Annotated in this window: 17 protein-coding genes; 3 read left to right on the forward strand and 14 right to left on the reverse strand. The window is 72.4% G+C overall.

Features of this window, described 5'->3' with window-relative positions; all coding sequences use genetic code 11:
- Positions 1-12: 12 nt before the first annotated feature.
- From ABL310_RS18980 to ABL310_RS19025, 10 genes are all read right to left on the reverse strand, one after another.
- Positions 13-846 (reverse strand): ATP-binding cassette domain-containing protein, encoded by an 834-nt coding sequence (locus ABL310_RS18980; RefSeq protein WP_349368563.1) that lies wholly within the window; start codon positions 844-846, stop codon positions 13-15.
- Positions 843-1,901, reverse strand: coding sequence for an ABC transporter ATP-binding protein (locus tag ABL310_RS18985; protein WP_349368564.1), 1,059 nt, complete (start codon positions 1,899-1,901; stop codon positions 843-845). The genes ABL310_RS18980 and ABL310_RS18985 overlap by 4 nt, the downstream gene beginning before the upstream one ends.
- The gene (locus ABL310_RS18990; protein WP_349368565.1) at positions 1,898-2,752 is read right to left on the reverse strand and encodes an ABC transporter permease; all 855 of its coding nucleotides are present in this window, start codon (positions 2,750-2,752) and stop codon (positions 1,898-1,900) included. Before ABL310_RS18990 ends, ABL310_RS18985 begins: the two co-directional genes overlap by 4 nt.
- Positions 2,749-3,702: an ABC transporter permease gene (locus ABL310_RS18995; RefSeq protein ID WP_349368566.1), complete on the reverse strand. Its 954-nt coding sequence runs from the start codon at positions 3,700-3,702 to the stop codon at positions 2,749-2,751. Before ABL310_RS18995 ends, ABL310_RS18990 begins: the two co-directional genes overlap by 4 nt.
- Positions 3,703-3,942: 240 nt before the next feature.
- Positions 3,943-5,427, reverse strand: a complete 1,485-nt coding sequence (locus ABL310_RS19000) for an ABC transporter substrate-binding protein (protein WP_349368567.1) — start codon at positions 5,425-5,427, stop codon at positions 3,943-3,945.
- A gap of 365 nt (positions 5,428-5,792) precedes the next feature.
- Positions 5,793-6,875: a D-TA family PLP-dependent enzyme gene (locus ABL310_RS19005; RefSeq protein WP_349372092.1), complete on the reverse strand. Its 1,083-nt coding sequence runs from the start codon at positions 6,873-6,875 to the stop codon at positions 5,793-5,795.
- Between the two features lie 130 nt (positions 6,876-7,005).
- Positions 7,006-7,935 (reverse strand): metal ABC transporter permease, encoded by a 930-nt coding sequence (locus ABL310_RS19010; RefSeq protein ID WP_349368568.1) that lies wholly within the window; start codon positions 7,933-7,935, stop codon positions 7,006-7,008.
- A complete protein-coding gene (locus tag ABL310_RS19015) occupies positions 7,932-9,164 on the reverse strand; it encodes a metal ABC transporter permease (RefSeq protein WP_349368569.1) in 1,233 nt (410 codons plus the stop codon). The genes ABL310_RS19010 and ABL310_RS19015 overlap by 4 nt, the downstream gene beginning before the upstream one ends.
- A 4-nt stretch (positions 9,165-9,168) precedes the next feature.
- Positions 9,169-9,984, reverse strand: a complete 816-nt coding sequence (locus ABL310_RS19020) for a metal ABC transporter ATP-binding protein (protein ID WP_349368570.1) — start codon at positions 9,982-9,984, stop codon at positions 9,169-9,171.
- 13 nt (positions 9,985-9,997) lie between these two features.
- Positions 9,998-10,999 (reverse strand): metal ABC transporter solute-binding protein, Zn/Mn family, encoded by a 1,002-nt coding sequence (locus ABL310_RS19025; protein WP_349368571.1) that lies wholly within the window; start codon positions 10,997-10,999, stop codon positions 9,998-10,000.
- 235 nt (positions 11,000-11,234) lie between these two features.
- On the opposite strand from ABL310_RS19025, the gene ABL310_RS19030 reads away from it, so the two are divergent.
- The 3 genes from ABL310_RS19030 (at position 11,235) to ABL310_RS19040 (ending at position 13,170) form a co-directional block, all read left to right on the forward strand.
- Positions 11,235-11,681 carry a Fur family transcriptional regulator gene (locus ABL310_RS19030; RefSeq protein WP_349368572.1) on the forward strand — a complete coding sequence of 149 codons (447 nt, stop codon included), beginning with the start codon at positions 11,235-11,237 and terminating at the stop codon, positions 11,679-11,681.
- Between the two features lie 104 nt (positions 11,682-11,785).
- The gene (locus ABL310_RS19035) at positions 11,786-12,175 is read left to right on the forward strand and encodes a DUF3775 domain-containing protein (protein WP_349368573.1); all 390 of its coding nucleotides are present in this window, start codon (positions 11,786-11,788) and stop codon (positions 12,173-12,175) included.
- A gap of 92 nt (positions 12,176-12,267) precedes the next feature.
- The gene (locus tag ABL310_RS19040) at positions 12,268-13,170 is read left to right on the forward strand and encodes a TIGR01459 family HAD-type hydrolase (RefSeq protein ID WP_349368574.1); all 903 of its coding nucleotides are present in this window, start codon (positions 12,268-12,270) and stop codon (positions 13,168-13,170) included.
- A 35-nt stretch (positions 13,171-13,205) separates the two neighbouring features.
- Here the strand turns inward: ABL310_RS19040 and ABL310_RS19045 are convergent, their stop codons facing one another.
- The 4 genes from ABL310_RS19045 to ABL310_RS19060 form a co-directional block, all read right to left on the reverse strand.
- The gene (locus ABL310_RS19045) at positions 13,206-13,742 is read right to left on the reverse strand and encodes an MOSC domain-containing protein (protein ID WP_349368575.1); all 537 of its coding nucleotides are present in this window, start codon (positions 13,740-13,742) and stop codon (positions 13,206-13,208) included.
- A gap of 17 nt (positions 13,743-13,759) precedes the next feature.
- On the reverse strand, positions 13,760-14,809 hold the full coding sequence (locus ABL310_RS19050) for a patatin-like phospholipase family protein (RefSeq protein WP_349368576.1): 1,050 nt from the start codon (positions 14,807-14,809) through the stop codon (positions 13,760-13,762).
- Positions 14,806-15,594 carry a 3-hydroxybutyrate dehydrogenase gene (locus ABL310_RS19055; protein WP_349368577.1) on the reverse strand — a complete coding sequence of 263 codons (789 nt, stop codon included), beginning with the start codon at positions 15,592-15,594 and terminating at the stop codon, positions 14,806-14,808. Before ABL310_RS19055 ends, ABL310_RS19050 begins: the two co-directional genes overlap by 4 nt.
- Before the next feature lie 85 nt (positions 15,595-15,679).
- The gene (locus ABL310_RS19060; protein WP_349368578.1) at positions 15,680-16,144 is read right to left on the reverse strand and encodes a hypothetical protein; all 465 of its coding nucleotides are present in this window, start codon (positions 16,142-16,144) and stop codon (positions 15,680-15,682) included.
- Positions 16,145-16,149: the final 5 nt, after the last annotated feature.

Genomic DNA, 16,149 nt, shown 5'->3' on the forward strand with positions numbered 1-16,149 from the left:
TGTCGTGCGTCCTCACGCCCCCGCCGCGCGGGCGCGGCGATGCCGGCCGGGGACCGCGTCGAGGAGCGTGCGGGTGTAGTCGTGGGAGGGCCGGTCGAAGACGGCGTCCGTCGGCCCCTCCTCGACGATGCGCCCGGCCTGCATGACGCAGACCCGATCGGTGATCACGCGCACGACCGAGAGGTCGTGGCTGATGAACAGGTAGGCGAGGCCGAATTCCTCCTGCAGGTCCATCATCAGGTTGAGCACCTGCGCCTGCACCGAGACGTCCAGCGCGGAGACCGGCTCGTCGGCGACGATCAGCGCAGGCCGCGTGACGAGCGCGCGGGCGATGGCGATGCGCTGGCGCTGGCCGCCGGAGAATTCGTGCGGGTACTTCTCCGCCGCCGAGGCGGGCAGCCCCACGGCGTCGAGCGCCTCGCGCACGCGTCTGGCCCGCGCCGCCGCGTCGACCTCGGGCTCCAGCGAACGGATCGGCTCGGCGACGATGCGCGCCACCGAATGGCGCGGGTCGAGGGAGCCGTAGGGGTCCTGGAAGATCGCCTGGAAATGCTTCCGCTCGGCGCGCAGCTCCGCGCGGGAGAGGGCGAACAGGTCGCGCCCGCGGAAGCGCACCGATCCCGCCTGCGGGGTCTCGAGCGCCATCACCGTGCGGGCGAGGGTGGACTTGCCGCAGCCCGATTCGCCGACGATGCCGAGGCTCTCGCCGGGCGCGAGCGTCAGGCTCACGCCGTGGAGCGCCGTGAAGGTCGGCGCGGCCTCGAGCAGCGTGCGCCGCGGCAGGCGGTAGCGGCGCACGAGGTCCGAGACCTCGAGCAGCGCAGGGGTCTTCTCCAGCGCGCTCATGAGCGCGCTCCGGCGTCGCGCGTCGCCTCGGCGAGCGGATCGGCCGTCCCCGCGGGCGGATGGGGATGCAGGCAGGCGGCGCGATGATCGCGGCGCTCCGACGCGCCGAGCGGCGCGAGCGGCGGCGGGGCGATCCGGCAATCCCCCTGCGCGCGGGGGCAGCGCGGGGCGAAGGCGCAGCCCGCCGGGCGATGCAGCGGATCGGGCACCTGGCCGGGAATGGCGAGGAGCCGGCGCTTGCGCCCGCGCGCGTCCCGCGCCGCGCCGAGGAGCGCCGAGCGCGGCGAGGCGGAGAACAGCCCGCGCGTATAGGGGTGGGCCATGTGGCCGAAGACGTCGTCCGTGCGCCCGCTCTCCACCACGCGCCCGGCATACATCACCATCATCCGCTCCGCCGTCTCCTCGACGACGCCGAGATCGTGGGTGATGAGCACGAGCCCCATCCCGGTCTCGGCGACGAGGTCGCGCAGGAGGTCGAGGATCTGGGCCTGGATGGTGACGTCGAGCGCCGTCGTCGGCTCGTCGGCGACGAGAATGTCCGGGTCGCAGGCGAGCGCGATGGCGATGACGACGCGCTGGCGCTGCCCGCCGGAGAGCTGGTGGGGGTAGAGGTCGAGCGAGAAGCGCGGACCGGGGAGCCCGACGCGGTCGAGGAGCTCGCGCGCGCGCGCGGCGGCCTCGGCCTTGGAGAGGCGCAGGTGCAGGACGAGGCTCTCGGCGATCTGCGCGCCGATGGTCTTGACCGGGTTGAGCGCCGTCATCGGCTCCTGGAACACCATGGCGATGCGCCGCCCGCGGATCGCCTGCATCTCGCGCTCGGAGGCCTCCAGCAGGTTCCGCCCGTCGAGCCGGATCGCGCCGGAGACGCGCGCGGCCTTCGGCAGGAGGCCCATGACGGCGAGCGCCGTCATCGACTTGCCGCAGCCCGATTCGCCAACGATGCCGAGCCGCTCGCCGCGGTCGAGGGCGAGGTCGACGCCCTCCAGGATCGGGGCGTCGCCGGCCTCGGTGGGGATCGTCACACGCAGATTCTCGACCTCGAGCAGACGGCTCATCGCGCGCGCCTCACCTTGGGGTCGAGCGCGTCGCGCAGGCCGTCGCCCAAGAGGTTGAGGCCGAGCACGGCGAAGGTGATGGCCAGCCCGGGCACGATCGCGAGCCAGGGCGCGGAATAGATGTAGGTCTGGGCGTCGAACAGCATCTTGCCCCAGGAGGGCTGGGGCGGCTGCACGCCGAGGCCCACGTAGGACAGCCCCGCCTCGGCGACGATGGCGAGCGCGAACTGGATCGTCGCCTGCACGACCAGCACCGCCGTGCAGTTCGGCAGGACGTGCTCCACCGTGATGGCGAGGTCGCTCTTGCCGGCGCAGCGGGCGGCGAGCACGAAGTCGCGCTTCCACAGCCCGAGCGCCGCGCCGCGGGTGAGGCGGGCGAAGACGGGGATGTTGAAGATGCCGATGGCGACGATGGCGTTGACCGCGCCGGGCCCGGCGAGCGCGGTGATGATCACCGCGGTGAGCAGCGCCGGGAAGGCGAAGGCGAGGTCGGTCGAGCGCATCACGACGTCGTCGACGAGCCCGCCGCGCGCCGCCGCGAGGGCGCCCAGCGGCACGCCGAAGCCGGCGCCGACGAGCACGGCGACCACCGCCACCACGATCGAGACCTGCGCGCCCGCCATGATCTGCGAGAGGATGTCGCGGCCGAAGAAGTCGGTGCCGAGCGGGTGGGCGAAAGAGGGCGGCTGCAGCTTGTTCAGGATGTCGAGCGCGGTGGGCTCGTAGGGCGTCCAGACGAGCGAGAGCGCGGCCATGGCGACGAAGAGCGCGGTCACCGCCGCGCCGAGGACGAGGCTCGGGCTCCAGCCGCGCCGCCGGCGGGCGGCCGTCGTCTCGGCGAGGCCGCTCATCGCGCGCCTCCGCGGGAGAGCCGCGGGTCGAGCGCGGCATAGGCGAGATCGACGAGGAAGTTCACCACGATGACCGAGATCGCGAGCAGCGTGACGAGGCTCTGCACGGTGACGAGATCGCGCTGGGCGATGGCCTGGAAGACGAGCCGGCCCAGGCCCGGCAGGGTGAAGACGTTCTCGATGATGATCGTGCCCGCGAGCAGGAAGGAGAATTGCAGGCCCATGATCGTCACGACGGGGATCAGCGCGTTCGGCACCGCATGGCGCCAGAGCGCCGCCTCTCCGGACAGCCCCTTGGCGCGGGCGGTGCGGATGAAGTCCTCGCCGAGCGTCTCGATGACGGAGGAGCGGGTGACCCGCGCGAGGATCGCCGCCTGCGGCAGCGCGAGCGCGAAGGCGGGCAGGATCAGCGCCTTCAGTCCCGGCCGGAGACCCGCCTCCCAGCCGGGAAAGCCCGAGGCCGGCAGCCAGCCGAGGCCGAGCGAGAAGACGATGACGAGCATCAGCCCGAGCCAGAAGTTCGGCACGGCGACGCCCACCTGCGCCACCCCCATACTCGCGACGTCCGCCGCGCGCCCGCGCCGCGAAGCCGCGAGAACGCCGACGGGGATGGCGATCAGCGTCGAGAGGGCAAGCGCGAGGAGCGCCAGCGGCAGGCTCACGGCGACGCGCTGGGCGATCAGGTCGGCGACGGGCACCGAGTAGGTGTAGCTCGTGCCGAAATCGCCGACGAGGAAGCCGCCGATCCAGTCGAGATAGCGCCAGACGACGGGCTGATCGAGGCCCATCTCGGCGCGCAAAGCGGCGAGCGTATCGGGCCGCGCCCCGGTGCCGAGGATGATCGCCGCCGGGTCCCCCGGCAGCACCGCCATCGCCACGAACACGACGAGGCTCGCCGCGAAAGCGGTGAGGACGAGCGCGATCGTGCGGCCGAGGAGATAGCGGGACACGTGTGTGGGACCTCTCAGCTCCAAACCCGTCATCCCGGACGCCGAAGGCGATCCGGGACCCAGGACCGCGACGCCGATCTTGCGGCGTTCACGCCGCATCGCTCGGCGGGAACGTGCGTCCGGCCACGGTGGGCCACGGCGTTGCACGCCGCTCAATCGAGCGTCGGCGTTTATGGGTCCCGGGTCGCCGTTCGGCGCCCGGGATGACAATTCGATGCGACCGAACGGGCCGCGCCCCACTCACTGCGCCCAGCGCGCCTGCGTCACGTCGTTGGCGGGGATCGGCTGGTTGGTCCACAGGCCCTCGAGGTCGGCGCGCCAGACGCCGATCTTCGGGAGCACGTAGAGGAACACCGCCGGCTGGTCCTCGGAGAGGATGCGCTGGAGCTCGCCGGCGATCTCGGCCTGCTCGTCCGGGTCGGTGGCGGAGAGGTAGGCCTGGTAGGCCTTCTTGTACGCCTCGCTGTCGTAGTTGAAGTAGTACTCGTCGCGGGCGAAGATATCGAGGTCGCGCGGCTCGGTATGGGCGATGATCGTCGCGTCGAAATCGTAGCCGCGGAAGACCTGCTCCAGCCATTGCGCCCACTCGATCGGCACGAGCTCGACGTTCAGCCCCACCTGGCTCAGATAGGCCGCCGCCACCTCGCCGCCGCGGCGGGCGTAGGCCGGGGGCGGCAGCTGGATGGTGAGGCTCGCGCCGGCCGCGCCGGCCTCCTCGAGCAGCGCGCGCGCCCGGTCCGGGTCGTAGGGATAGGCGTCGGAGAAGTCGACGTAGCCCGGGCTCGCCGGCGTCGAGAACGAGCCGATCGGCGTGCCGAGCCCGTTCTGCACGGCCTCCACCATCGCCTGCTTGTCGATCGCGTGGGCCAGCGCCCGGCGCACGCGCACGTCGTCGAGGGGCGCGCGCGCATTGTTGAGCGAGAGGATCACCTCGCCCTGCGTCGCGCCGATCGCCACGGTGAAGCGGTCGTCGTTCTGGAACTGGGCCAGCGCCTCGGGCGCGGGGAAGTTCGGGAAGGCGTCGAGGTCGCCGGCGAGCATCGCCGCGGTGGCGGCGGACGGGTCGGAGATGAAGCGGATCGTCACGTTCTCGATCGCCGGCGCGTCGCCCCAGTAATCGTCGTTGCGGGTCATCTCGACCCGGTCGCCCTGCACCCACCGCTCGAAGCGGTAGGGGCCGGTGCCGACCGGGTTCGTCTTGTTGGTCTCGGCCGTATCCGGCGCGACCATCACGGCGTCGCCCCAGGCCATGTTAAACAGGAAGCGCGAGGAGGGCTGATCCAGGGTCACCACCGCCGTGCCCGGGTCGGGGCACTCGGTCGAGGCGATGGGCTCGAACAGGCCCTTCTGGGCGTTGGTGGAGTCCGGCGCGAGCGCGCGCTCGTAGGAGAACTTCACGATCGCGCAGTCGAAGGGCGTGCCGTCGTGGAAGGTGACGCCGTCGCGCAGGTCGAACGTGTAGACGAGGCCGTCGTCGGAGATCTCCCAGCTCTCGGCGAGGGCGGGCACCACGGCGCCCTCGCCGTCGATCTGCACCAGGCCCTCGAAGATGTTGGCGTAGGTCACCTCGCGAATGGCGGCTGCGGCGCCGGCGGTCGGGTCGAGCATCGGCGGCTCGAGCTGCATGCCGAGCGTGAGCGTGTCGTCGTCCTGGGCGAGCGCGCCGCCGGCGGCGAGCGCGAGCGCGCTCGCGGCGATCAGGGTCCTCAAGTACGCGGGCCGCATGGGCCGTCCTCCTTCCCGGTTCGGTCGCCGGCTCTTCTGCCCGGCCTGCGGCCGCGAGGCCGCTCGATCGGCGCGCAGCATGCCGAGACGCGGCGGTTTCCGCCACCCCGGCGCACGGTGCGCATCCACCCGTCCATCCTGCGCCTCGCGCCACCGCCGTCAATGGCGCGCGAGCGCTCTCCCCGCTCCTTCCCTGTAGGGGAAGGTGGCGCGCCGCCGCAGGCGGCGTGACGGATGGGGCGCGCCGACGGCGCGTTCCGCGAAGCGGAAGCCTACCGGTGGCGTCCGGATCGACCGTAGACCTTCGGCTTCGCCGAACGCGCGTGCCGCGCGCCCCTTCCGAGAGGCCGCGCCGCGCTTGCCTCTCAGGTGATCTTGCCGCGCGCCGCGACGGGAATCTCCCCCACGATCTGGTCGGCGCGCACGGCGACGAGGCGGTCGTGCATGTTGACGACGACGCAGACGTGGTTCGGCACGATGCTCACCACCTCCCCGACCGCGGGCTTCTCCGGCGAGCGCGAAAGGTCGAGGAAGCCGTGCTCCTCGGCGAACTTCGCGATGCGCGCCTGCGGGTACTCGCGGATCAGCCCGAAGCCGTCGAGCCCGCCGCCGGTGTCGCTGGTGAGCGTCTTCGAGCCCGAATCGAGAATGCCGCGCTCGGGCCCCGCCCGGCTGACGACGGTTGCGACCACGTGCAGCGCGCAATCCTCCAGCGACGCCACGCCGCAGGCCATCATCATGCGATCGTTGAAGATCGAGGTGCCCGAGCGGTGCTCGGTCGCCCCGCGGATGCGGCCGATGTTCTTCAGGTTCGGCGTGCCGCCGGTGGAGACGATCCGCGCCGAGAGGCCGTGGGCGGCGAGCCCCTCGAGCACCGTGTCGAGGAAGGCCTGCGTCTCGGCGATCCGGTCCTCCGGCGCGTAGAGCAGGAGGCCGTCGAAGCGCAGGCCCTCGCGGCTCGCGATGTCGCGGGCGAGGGCGACCGCCTCCTGAGGCGTCTCGACGCCGGCGCGCGCACGGCCGGTGTCGCACTCGACGACGACGCCGAGCGGGCGGCCGGCGATGGCGCCGGCCTCCGGCAGGCCGGCGACGACGGTCGGGTTGTCGGCGGCGACGACGACGGCGGCGGTCTCGAGCAGGCGCCCCAGCCGGCCGATCTTGTCGGGGCCGAGGATGTTGTAGCTGATCAGGATGTCGTCGAAGCCGGCCTTCGCGAACACCTCCGCCTCGCCGAGCTTCTGGCAGGTGATGCCCGACGCCCCGGCGGCGCGCTGCATGGTCGCGAGGTGGGTGCTCTTGTGCGTCTTGATGTGCGGCCTGTTGGCGAGCCCGGCATCGTCGCAGGCGTCCTGCAGCCGGCGGATGTTGCGGGCGACGACGTCGAGATCGATCATCACGGCGGGGGAGCCGTATTCCCGGGCGACGCGGGCGGCGAGGGAGGGAGCGATCGGCGTCATCGGCGCGGGCCTTTCGGGAACGGGGGATGCCGCGAGTCTAGCATTCGCGCTGCTCTCGCGCGAAGGCGCGCGCGCGCCGAGGCCGCGTCGGGACGTCGCCCATTGCAGCGAGCGGCCCCGCTCACCCCTCGCGCGCGGCGCCGATGCGGGCGCGGTGCGGGCCGAACAGGCAGGCGAGGGCGAGGATGACGCCCGACACGGTGGCGATCATCCCCGCCGCGCTCACCGCGTGCTCGCCGCCGAGCCAGAGCGGGCCCCGGCCGGCGAGGATCGTGCCGCCCACGGCGGAGAGGATCGCGAAGGCGACGCTCCAGGCCACCTGGCGCTCCAGCCGGTTCGTCATCAGCCGCGCGGCGGCGGGCGGGCAGATGAACATGGCGATGACGATGATCGAGCCCACCGCGTCGAAGGCCGCGACCGCCGCCACGGCCGCGACGACGACGAGGCCGAAGGAGATCGCCGCCACCGGCAGCCCCAGCGTGGCGGCGAAGCCCTCGTCGAAGGTCGAGAGCTTCAGGGGCCGCCAGAACAGGGCGGTGAGGAGCGCGATCAGCGCCGCGACGACGGCCATGCGGGGCAGCTCCGGCGGCAGGTCGGCGAGCGCCGCGGGGTCGAGGAGCGAGCCCCAGCCTCGCGCCGAGAGCCAGATCAGGCTCTCGAGATTGCCGTAGAGCGCGTGCTCGACGTCGATGTGGATGCCGGACGTGTCGGTCTGCTCGAGGATCAGCACGCCGGCGGCGAACATCGCGGTGAAGACGACGCCCATGGCCGCGCCGGGCTCGATGCGCCCGAGCCGCCGCACCGCCTCGATCAGGACGACGGCGACGATCGCCGCCCCCGCCGCGCCGAGCATCATCGGCCAGGTGGCGATCGTCCCGGTGAGGAGGAAGGCGACGACGATGCCCGGCAGCACCACGTGCGAGATGGCGTCGCCGATCAGCGCCTGGCGGCGCAGCACGAGGAAGTTCCCCGGCAGCGCGCAGGCGATCGCCGCGAGCGTGCCGATGAGGAGCGGCGCGAGGTCGAGCTGGACGAAGGTCGCGCCCATCATGCGGCTCCCTCGACGGGCGTCGGCGGGCCGAGCCGGCGGTCGATGTCGGCGATCTCGTCGCGGGTGAGCACGGCCTCGATGGCGGTGAGCCCGTCGTAGCGGCCGGAGATGGTCTCGTCGCGGTAGAGCTGGCGAGCGACCTCCCAGCGCTTCTCGTCGCGCAGGACCTTGGCCGCCTGCGCCGCGCCCGCTCGCGTCGCCACCGCGTCCGGGCGGATCAGCCGGTCGCGGCGCAGCACCTTGAGGGTGAGCCCGTCGAAGATCGGCTCGCCGCGGGCGAGCGCGAGGAGCCCCTGGCGGCGATGCACGCGCAGCTGGAAGCGCCGGCGCCGCCAGAGCGCCGCCGCCACCCCGCGCCCCGGCGCGAGGAGGAGCGAGAGCGCGAACAGGCCGAAGGAGACGAGCACGATGATCGGTCCCGTCGGCAGGTCGGGCGCGGAGGCCGAGAGCGCCGCGCCGAGATAGCCGGCCGCCCCCCCGAGGCCGCCGGCGATCCAGACGACGCGCTCGGTCCGCTCGGTCCAGAACCGCGCCGTCACCGGCGGGATGATGAGCAGCGCCACGATGAGGATGAGCCCCACGATCTTCAGCCCGATCACCGTCACCGCCATCACGAGGCCCATGATGGCGAGGTCGACGCCGCGCACGTTCACCCCGGAGGCCGCCGCCCATTCGGGGTCGAAGGAGACGAGCGTCATCGGCCGGCGCAGCAGCGCGACGGCCGCGACGCAGGCCGCGCCGCCGACCGCGATCGTCACGGCGTCGGCGTAGAGCATGCCGGCGGTGGAGCCGAGGAGGAAGCTCTCGAGCCCCGCCTGCCGCCCGCTCGACATGGTCTGGATCACGGTGAGGAGCACGACGCCGAAGCCGAAGAAGACCGACAGGACCGCCCCGATGGCGGCGTCCTCGGCGAGGCGGGTGCGCCGGGTCGTCCATTCGACCAGGACGAGGCCGACCGTCGCGGAGACCGCCGAGCCGAGGAGCAGGCCGACCAGGTGGCGCCCGTCTCCGCCGAGCGCGACCATCAGCATGAAGGCGAGGCCGATCCCCGGCAGGGTCGCGTGGGCGACGGCGTCGGCGACGAGCGCGCGCTTCCTCAGGAACAGGAACGTCCCGCCGGCTCCGGCAGCGGCCCCGAGCAGCCCCGCGCCGATCGCGACGAGCGCGGAATTGTAGCCGGCCTGCAGGGCGAGCGCCGCCAGGAACGCATCGAGGAAGGGGCCGCTCATCGTCTCACGCGCCGGCCAGCTTCAGCTGGTCGATATGCGCGGTGGCGAGCCGCCCGCCGTAGGTCGCCTGCAGGTTCTCGGCGGTGAAGGTGGTCGCCACCGGCCCGTCGGCGATCTTGCGCACGTTGACGAGGAGCAGATGGTCGAAATAGTCCGCCACCGTCGCGAGGTCGTGGTGGACGGCGACGACCGTGCGCCGCTCGGCCTTGAGGCTCTTCAGCACGTCGATGATGGCCTTCTCGGTGGCGGCGTCGACGCCGGCGAAGGGCTCGTCGAGCAGGTAGAGGTCGGCGTCCTGGGCGAGCGCGCGGGCGAGGAAGACGCGCTGCTGCTGCCCGCCCGAGAGCTGACCGATCTGCCGGTCGGCGAAGTCCGCCATGCCGACCCGCTCGAGGCAGGCGATCGCCCGCTCGCGATGGGCGCGGCGCACGAGGCGCAGGAGGCCGAGCTCGCGGTAGAGCCCCATCAGCACCACGTCGATCACGCGGGTGGGGAAGTCCCAGTCGACGCTCGCGCGCTGCGGCACGTAGGCGATGCGGGCGCGCGCCTGCGCCAGCGGCGCGCCGAACACGCTCACGCGGCCCGACACGGACGGCACGATGCCGAGCGCGGCCTTGAGCAGGCTCGACTTGCCCGCCCCGTTCGGCCCGACGATCGCCACCATGCTCTCCGGCGGCGCGACGAAGTCGACGGAGAACACGACCGGCTTCTCGCCGTACGACACCGTCATCTCGTGGACGGCGAACGGGCTGTCCGCATCGGCGGCGGCCTGCACCGCCCGTCCGTCCCGCGCCGCGAGCGCGACCTGTCCCTGCTGCAAGCGGTCCTCCTTCTCAGCTGCCCGCCGCGAGGCGCCCGCGCATGCCGCGCTCCGGCGCCTCCCCGCCCAACGCCCGGGCGATGGTCGTGGCGTTGTGGTCGATCATTCCGATATACGTGCCTTCATAGGTCCCCGGTTCGCCCATGGCGTCGGAGAACAATTCGCCGCCGATCTCGACCGTGTGGCCCCGCGCCGCCGCGCCCTCGACGAGCGCGCGGATGTTGCGGTCGGAGACCGAGCTCTCGACGAAGACGGCGCGGATGTCGCGGGTGACGATGAGGTCGACCAGCTCCTCGATGCGCTGGAGCCCGGCCTCGCTCTCGGTCGAGATGCCCTGGATGCCGAGCACCTCGTAGCCGTAGGCCGAGCCGAAATAGTTGAAGGCGTCGTGGGCCGAGAGCAGCACGCGCCCGTCCGCCGGCACCGAGCCGAGAACGCGGGTGGCGTAGCCCGAAAGCTCGGTCAGCTCGGCGAGGTGCGCCTCGGCGTTGGCGCGGAAGGCCGCCTCGCGCTCGGGCGCGACGGCGATCAGCGCGTCGCGGACGGCGATCACGACGCGCGACCACAGGTTCGGGTTCATCCAGACGTGGGGGTCGTGGCGGCCCTCGTAGTCGTCGTGGCCGATGAGCAGGTTCTCCGGCAGCGCCTCCGCCACGGCGACGACGGGCTGGCGCGCGGCGAGATCGAGGAGGAACTCCTCCATCTGCGCCTCGAGATAGAGGCCGTTCCAGAGCACGAGATCGGCGCCCGCGAGGGCGGCGATGTCGGTGCGGGTCTGGCGATAGGCGTGCGGGTCGACGCCCGGCCCCATCAGGGCGCGGACGTCGACGGCGTCGCCGCCCACGGCGCGCGCGGCGTCGGCGATCATGCCGGTGGTGGCGACCACGTCCACGGGCTCCGCCGCAGGCGCGGCGGTGGGAGCCAACGCCATGGGCAGGGCGAGCGCGGCCGCGAGGCCGGCGAGGGCGCCGAGCAGCGTGCGGCGGCGGGGGGCGGGCGTGTCGGCGGCGTGCATCCGTCGTCTCTCCTCGTCGTCGTCGAAACAGGATCCGGACCCGGATCCCGCGGCGCGCGACGACGCGGCCCCCGACCTTCGGGATGAGCTTCGCCCGTCGCGAAATCACGCGCAAGCCGCGGAGATTTCCTCGTCCTCCATACGCATATGGGAACGATTTGCATCTGTCAACGCTCTTGCGACCCATTTGCAGGTGGCTCTTGCAAATGCGTCGCATTTGGCTAGCGTGCCGCCCATGACGGTACGCGATTCCGATCTGGTCGAAGACCGCGCGCGGGAGCTCGAGGACGCCCTGCGCGCCAAGGGCGTGCGCATCACGCGCCAACGCGCGGCCCTGATCGAGGTTCTCTCCCGCGCCGAGGATCATCCGGACGCCACCGAGCTGCACCGCCGCGCGCAGGACATCGACGCGTCCGTCTCGCTTTCGACGGTCTACCGCACGCTCTCCGTGCTCGAGCAGCAGAACGTCGTCCACCGCCACGCCTTCGAGGGCGCGCCGGCACGCTTCGAGCCGGCCGACGCGCCCCACCACGACCACATCATCGACATCGAGACCGGCGACGTCATCGAGTTCCACAACGAGCGCATCGAGCGCCTCCAGGCCGAGATCGCCGCCGAGCTGGGCTACGACGTGGTGCGCCACCGGCTGGAGCTCTATTGCCGCAAGAAGACGGGCCGCTGATCGGGCGCCCGAACTCCCGGCCGGGCTCGATCGTTGCCGTTGCGAGACGAAGCCCACCCGCGCGACGCCCATCCGCGCGACGCCATCCCGCGAGGAGCCCGACCATGGAGATCGCCCTCGAGAAGGTCTGCGACCTGATCGTCCACGCCCGCGCCTACGACGTGAAGGAGGGCATGACCGACCCGCAATCCGGCTCGAACGAGACCGACGACCGCAATTTCGGCTCGCTCGCCGAGAGCGGCACGGACCGGACGGAGGAGGAGATGCGGCTCGTCCTCGACGGTCTGAACACCGACGAGGCCGCCTCCCTGATCGCCCTCGTCTTCCTCGGCCGCGGCGACATGGAGCCCCGCGAATGGCCCGACGCCTACCGTCTCGCCCACGAGCGGCTGGCGAGCGGCAGCCTGAAGGTGTCGGACTACCTGATGGGCATTCCCAATCTCGGCGATCTCCTGGACGAGGGCCTGGCCGGGCTCGGCATGAGCTGCGCCTGACGTCGGGCGCGCGGGCCGCGACGGCGCGTGCGGTTGACACGCCCGCGCGCGGGGCCTACGCGCGGCGGGTCCCCTCCCCGCCCGAGAGATCCATGTCCGAGCTCAACCCGCCCGCCGCCGAGGCGGCCCTCGCCGAGACCACGCTGCTGCCCGGCCTGTCCGCGGTCGCGCAGGCGTACGACGTCGTCTTCTGCGACGTCTGGGGCGTGATCCACAACGGCGTCGCCGCCTACGAGGCCGCGCACGACGCGCTCACGCGCTTCCGCCGCGCCGGCGGGACGGCGATCCTGATCTCGAACGCGCCGCGCCCCGGCACGGCGGTGATGACGCAGCTCGACCGCCTCGGCGTCCCGCGCGAGGCCTACGACGACATCGTCACCTCCGGCGACATGACGCGGATGACGGTGGAGGAGCGCATCGCCGAGCCGCTGTTCCACATCGGCCCGCCCCGCGACGCGCCGATCTTCGAGGGCCTGCCGACGCGCTTCGCCCCGGTCGAGGAGGCGTCCTACGTGGTCTGCACCGGGCTGTGGAACGACCGCGAGGAGACGCCCGACGACTATCGGGGCCTGTTCGAGCCGCTCGTCGCCCGCCGCGCGCCGCTGATCTGCGCCAACCCGGACATCGTGGTCGAGGTCGGCGGAACGCTCGTCTATTGCGCGGGCGCTCTGGCCACGCTCTACGAGGAGATGGGTGGGCCGGCGGTCTATTTCGGCAAGCCCCACGAGCCGGTCTATCGCGAGGCGCTCGCGCGCGCCGCGCGCCTGCGCGGCGAGGAGGTCCCCGTCTCGCGCGTTCTCGCCATCGGCGACGCGATCCGCACCGACATCGCCGGCGCGGCCGGCATCGGCGCCGACGCGCTGTTCATCGCCAAGGGCATCCACGCCGAGGATCTGAAGCTCGAGGCCGACCGCCTCGACCCCGAGATCGCCCGCGCCTTCTTCGCCGAGCAGCCGCATCGCCCGAAGGCGGCGATGGCGCTGCTCGGCTGGTGAGGCGGGCGGCCGGGGAACCGGTCGCGTCCGGCGGCTCACCCCCGCGCCGGCGCGACGACGCGGATCGCGTCGCCGGGCGCGATGACGCCGCCGCGCTCGACGAGGGCGACGAGGCCGCGCTTGCCGCGGGCGGCGGGGACGAAGGCGTGCGCGAGCTCGGGCCGGCCGTGGGCGTCGGCGAGCTTGCGGGCGGGCTGGCGGCAGGGCGGGTTCGGCTCCGTCACGAACAGCGTCGCGCCCGACGGGAACATCAGCCGCGTGCCGGGCGGCGTCGCGGTGAGGCCCGACGCCCCGGCGAGGACGAGGTTGGCGCCGAGGAGCGCCGGGTCGCAGACGGCGAGATCGAGCGTGGCGGCGATCTCCGCGAGCTCCTCCACCGAGACCAGCGAGACCTGGCGCGTGTTGGCGATCTCGGTCCCGCGCGGGTGCCAGGGCGTGCGCGCATCCGCCTCGCGCGTCGCGCCCGCATGCAGGTCGCCAGCGACGCCGACGCCGATCGCGAGCGTCGCCTCGGGCACGGGACGGGTGGCGAAATCGCGGCCCTCGGCGAGGAGGACGGTCTCGAGACGCATGGATGGGCGATCCTTCGTCATTCGTAGGTCGGCCGCAGGTCGATCGTGCGGCGCACGCCGATGTCGTCGTAATGCCGGTCGAGCCAGTCCCGCGCCGCGCTGCGGCCGCGCTCGAACAGCGTCTTCATCATGGTCCAGTCGGCGGTGCGCCGGGTGCGGGCGGGGAAATCGTCGAAATGCCCCGTCGGCTCGATCCGGTGGAGCAGGACGCGCTTGTAGTCGCCCTCGGCGAGCTTGCCCTCGTCGAGCAGGCGCGTGACGAAGTCGACGGCGCGCAATTCGCGCAACAAGGGCGCGTTGAAGGTGATCTCGGAGAGCCGATCGTGGATCTCGCCGCGGGTGCGCGGCGTCTCGCGCCGCTCGATCGGGTTGATCTGCACGAGCAGCACGTCGTTCGTCGAGACGCCGTAGAACAGCGGAAAGAGCGGCGGGTTGCCCATGTAGCCGCCGTCCCAGTAGGGCACGCCCTCGATCTCCACCGCCTTGAAGATCTCCGGCAGGCAGGCGGAGGCGAGCAGGTGGTCGACGGTGAGCTCGTTCTTCTCGAAGACCTTGACCTTGCCGGTCCAGACGTTGGTCGCCGAGATGAAGAGCTTCACCCCGCCGCATTCGCGCACCTCGTCGAAGCGGATCAGCGCCTCCAGCGCGTCCCGCAGCGGGTTGACGTCGAGCACGTTCTGGTAGGGGCTGGCGAAGCCCGAGAAGAAGTCGAGCCAGATCCGGAAGGGCGAGCGCTCGTCCGTCCAGAAGCCGAGCGCCTGGCGCACGATGCGGGCCTGGTAGGGCGGCAGCTCGCCGTCGAGGCTGATGTCGCGCCAGAAGTCGTGCAGGCATTGCCGCGCGCCCTCGGCGCCGCCGCGCCGCCAGCCCTCGGCCAGCACCACGGCGTTCATCGCCCCGGCGGAGGCCCCCGAGATCGCCTCGAAGGCGAGGCGCCCGTCCTCGATGAGATGGTCGAGCACGCCCCAGGTGAAGGCGCCGTGCGCGCCCCCGCCCTGGAGCGCGAGCGAGACGGCCTTCTCCGCCTTGGGCCCGGCGAGCCCGGGCAAGCCCGCCCGCTCGCTCATTGCGCGGTCCACCCGCCGTCCATCGACAGGTTCGCCCCGGTGATCTGGCTCGCGGCCTCCGAGCACAGGAACACCGCGGTGGCGGCCACCTGCTCGACGGTGACGAAGGCCTTGGTCGGCTGGGCCTTCAGGAGCACGTCCTCGATCACCTGCTCGCGGGTGAGGCCGCGCGCCTTCATCGTGTCGGGGATCTGCTTCTCGACGAGCGGCGTCCAGACGTAGCCCGGGGAGATGCAGTTGACCGTCACGCCGTGGGCGGCGGTCTCGAGCGCCACCGTCTTGGTGAAGCCGACGAGGCCGTGCTTCGCCGCGACGTAGGCGGACTTGTAGGGCGAGGCGACCTGCGAATGAGCCGAGGCGGTGTTGACGATGCGCCCCCAGCCGCGGCTCTTCATGCCCTCGACCACCAGGCGCGTGGCGTAGAAGGCCGAGGAGAGGTTGATCGCGATGATGCGGTCCCATTGCTCGACGGGGAAGTCCTCCACCGGCGCGACGTGCTGGACGCCGGCGTTGTTGACGAGGATGTCGACGGGCCCGAGCTCGCGCTCGGCGCGGTCCACGGCCATGGCGAGCTGATCGGGCTTCGAGACGTCGGCGCCGGACCAGGCGGCCTTGATCCCGTTCGTCTCGGCGAGCTCGCGCGCCATGGCCTCGCAGGCGTCGGTCTCGCCGAAGCCGTCGATCATCACGTTGGCGCCCTCGGCCGCGAGCGCCTTGGCGATCGCGAGCCCGATGCCGGAGGTGCCTCCGGTGACGAGGGCGGTCCGGTCCGTGAGCATCTTCATTGGTGTCTCCCGCGCGTGTTCGGCGGGCGAGAGACTAGGCGCACGCGGCCTCGAAAGGAAGATGCCGCAGCGCAGCAATACGGGGTCAGGCGTCGTTCGCCGGCGGGTCCCCCGCGCGCGCCGCCATCGGGGCGAGGCGCGCGTCCGCGAGCGCCTCGGCGAGGCGGGCCGAGTTCTCCTGCGGCGAGCGCGGCGGGCCGTCGAAGGTGACGGCCTGGATGTCGACGCCGGCGTTGAGCGAGCCGAGGATCAGGTTGAAGAACACCGTCACGTCCCGGTGGGCGAACTCGAGGTCGAGCGAGACCGCGGGCATGCCGCCCCATTGCAGGTCGACGTCGGCGCGCAGGCCGTAGCGGAGCGTGCCCGGCTTGAAGTGGAGCTCGGTCGAGGAGGCGACGAGGTCGTCGATGTTGCCGTGCTGCTCGGCATGGACGTAGCGGGCGAGGATGGCGAGATCGACGAGCCGCAACTCCGCAGCGACGCTCTGGATGGCGTCGGCGAGGATCTTCTCGCGCTCCTTCAGGCTCGGCCTCTTGCCCGATCGTTCCATAGAGT

This window comes from Salinarimonas sp., from assembly GCF_040111675.1.
GTDB lineage: Bacteria > Pseudomonadota > Alphaproteobacteria > Rhizobiales > Beijerinckiaceae > Salinarimonas.

Excerpts from the sequence above, each read along its gene's own strand:
- ABL310_RS19015 (WP_349368569.1), bottom strand. The coding sequence starts at position 9,164 with ATGAGCGGCCCCTTCCTCGATGCGTTCCTGGCGGCGCTCGCCCTGCAG.
- ABL310_RS19055 (WP_349368577.1), bottom strand. The coding sequence starts at position 15,594 with ATGAAGATGCTCACGGACCGGACCGCCCTCGTCACCGGAGGCACCTCC.
- ABL310_RS19025 (WP_349368571.1), bottom strand. The coding sequence starts at position 10,999 with ATGCACGCCGCCGACACGCCCGCCCCCCGCCGCCGCACGCTGCTCGGC.
- ABL310_RS19030 (WP_349368572.1), top strand. The coding sequence starts at position 11,235 with ATGACGGTACGCGATTCCGATCTGGTCGAAGACCGCGCGCGGGAGCTC.
- ABL310_RS18990 (WP_349368565.1), bottom strand. The coding sequence starts at position 2,752 with ATGAGCGGCCTCGCCGAGACGACGGCCGCCCGCCGGCGGCGCGGCTGG.
- ABL310_RS19045 (WP_349368575.1), bottom strand. The coding sequence starts at position 13,742 with ATGCGTCTCGAGACCGTCCTCCTCGCCGAGGGCCGCGATTTCGCCACC.
- ABL310_RS18985 (WP_349368564.1), bottom strand. The coding sequence starts at position 1,901 with ATGAGCCGTCTGCTCGAGGTCGAGAATCTGCGTGTGACGATCCCCACC.
- ABL310_RS19000 (WP_349368567.1), bottom strand. The coding sequence starts at position 5,427 with ATGCGGCCCGCGTACTTGAGGACCCTGATCGCCGCGAGCGCGCTCGCG.
- ABL310_RS19050 (WP_349368576.1), bottom strand. The coding sequence starts at position 14,809 with ATGAGCGAGCGGGCGGGCTTGCCCGGGCTCGCCGGGCCCAAGGCGGAG.
- ABL310_RS19035 (WP_349368573.1), top strand. The coding sequence starts at position 11,786 with ATGGAGATCGCCCTCGAGAAGGTCTGCGACCTGATCGTCCACGCCCGC.
- ABL310_RS19060 (WP_349368578.1), bottom strand. The coding sequence starts at position 16,144 with ATGGAACGATCGGGCAAGAGGCCGAGCCTGAAGGAGCGCGAGAAGATC.
- ABL310_RS18980 (WP_349368563.1), bottom strand. The coding sequence starts at position 846 with ATGAGCGCGCTGGAGAAGACCCCTGCGCTGCTCGAGGTCTCGGACCTC.
- ABL310_RS19040 (WP_349368574.1), top strand. The coding sequence starts at position 12,268 with ATGTCCGAGCTCAACCCGCCCGCCGCCGAGGCGGCCCTCGCCGAGACC.
- ABL310_RS19010 (WP_349368568.1), bottom strand. The coding sequence starts at position 7,935 with ATGATGGGCGCGACCTTCGTCCAGCTCGACCTCGCGCCGCTCCTCATC.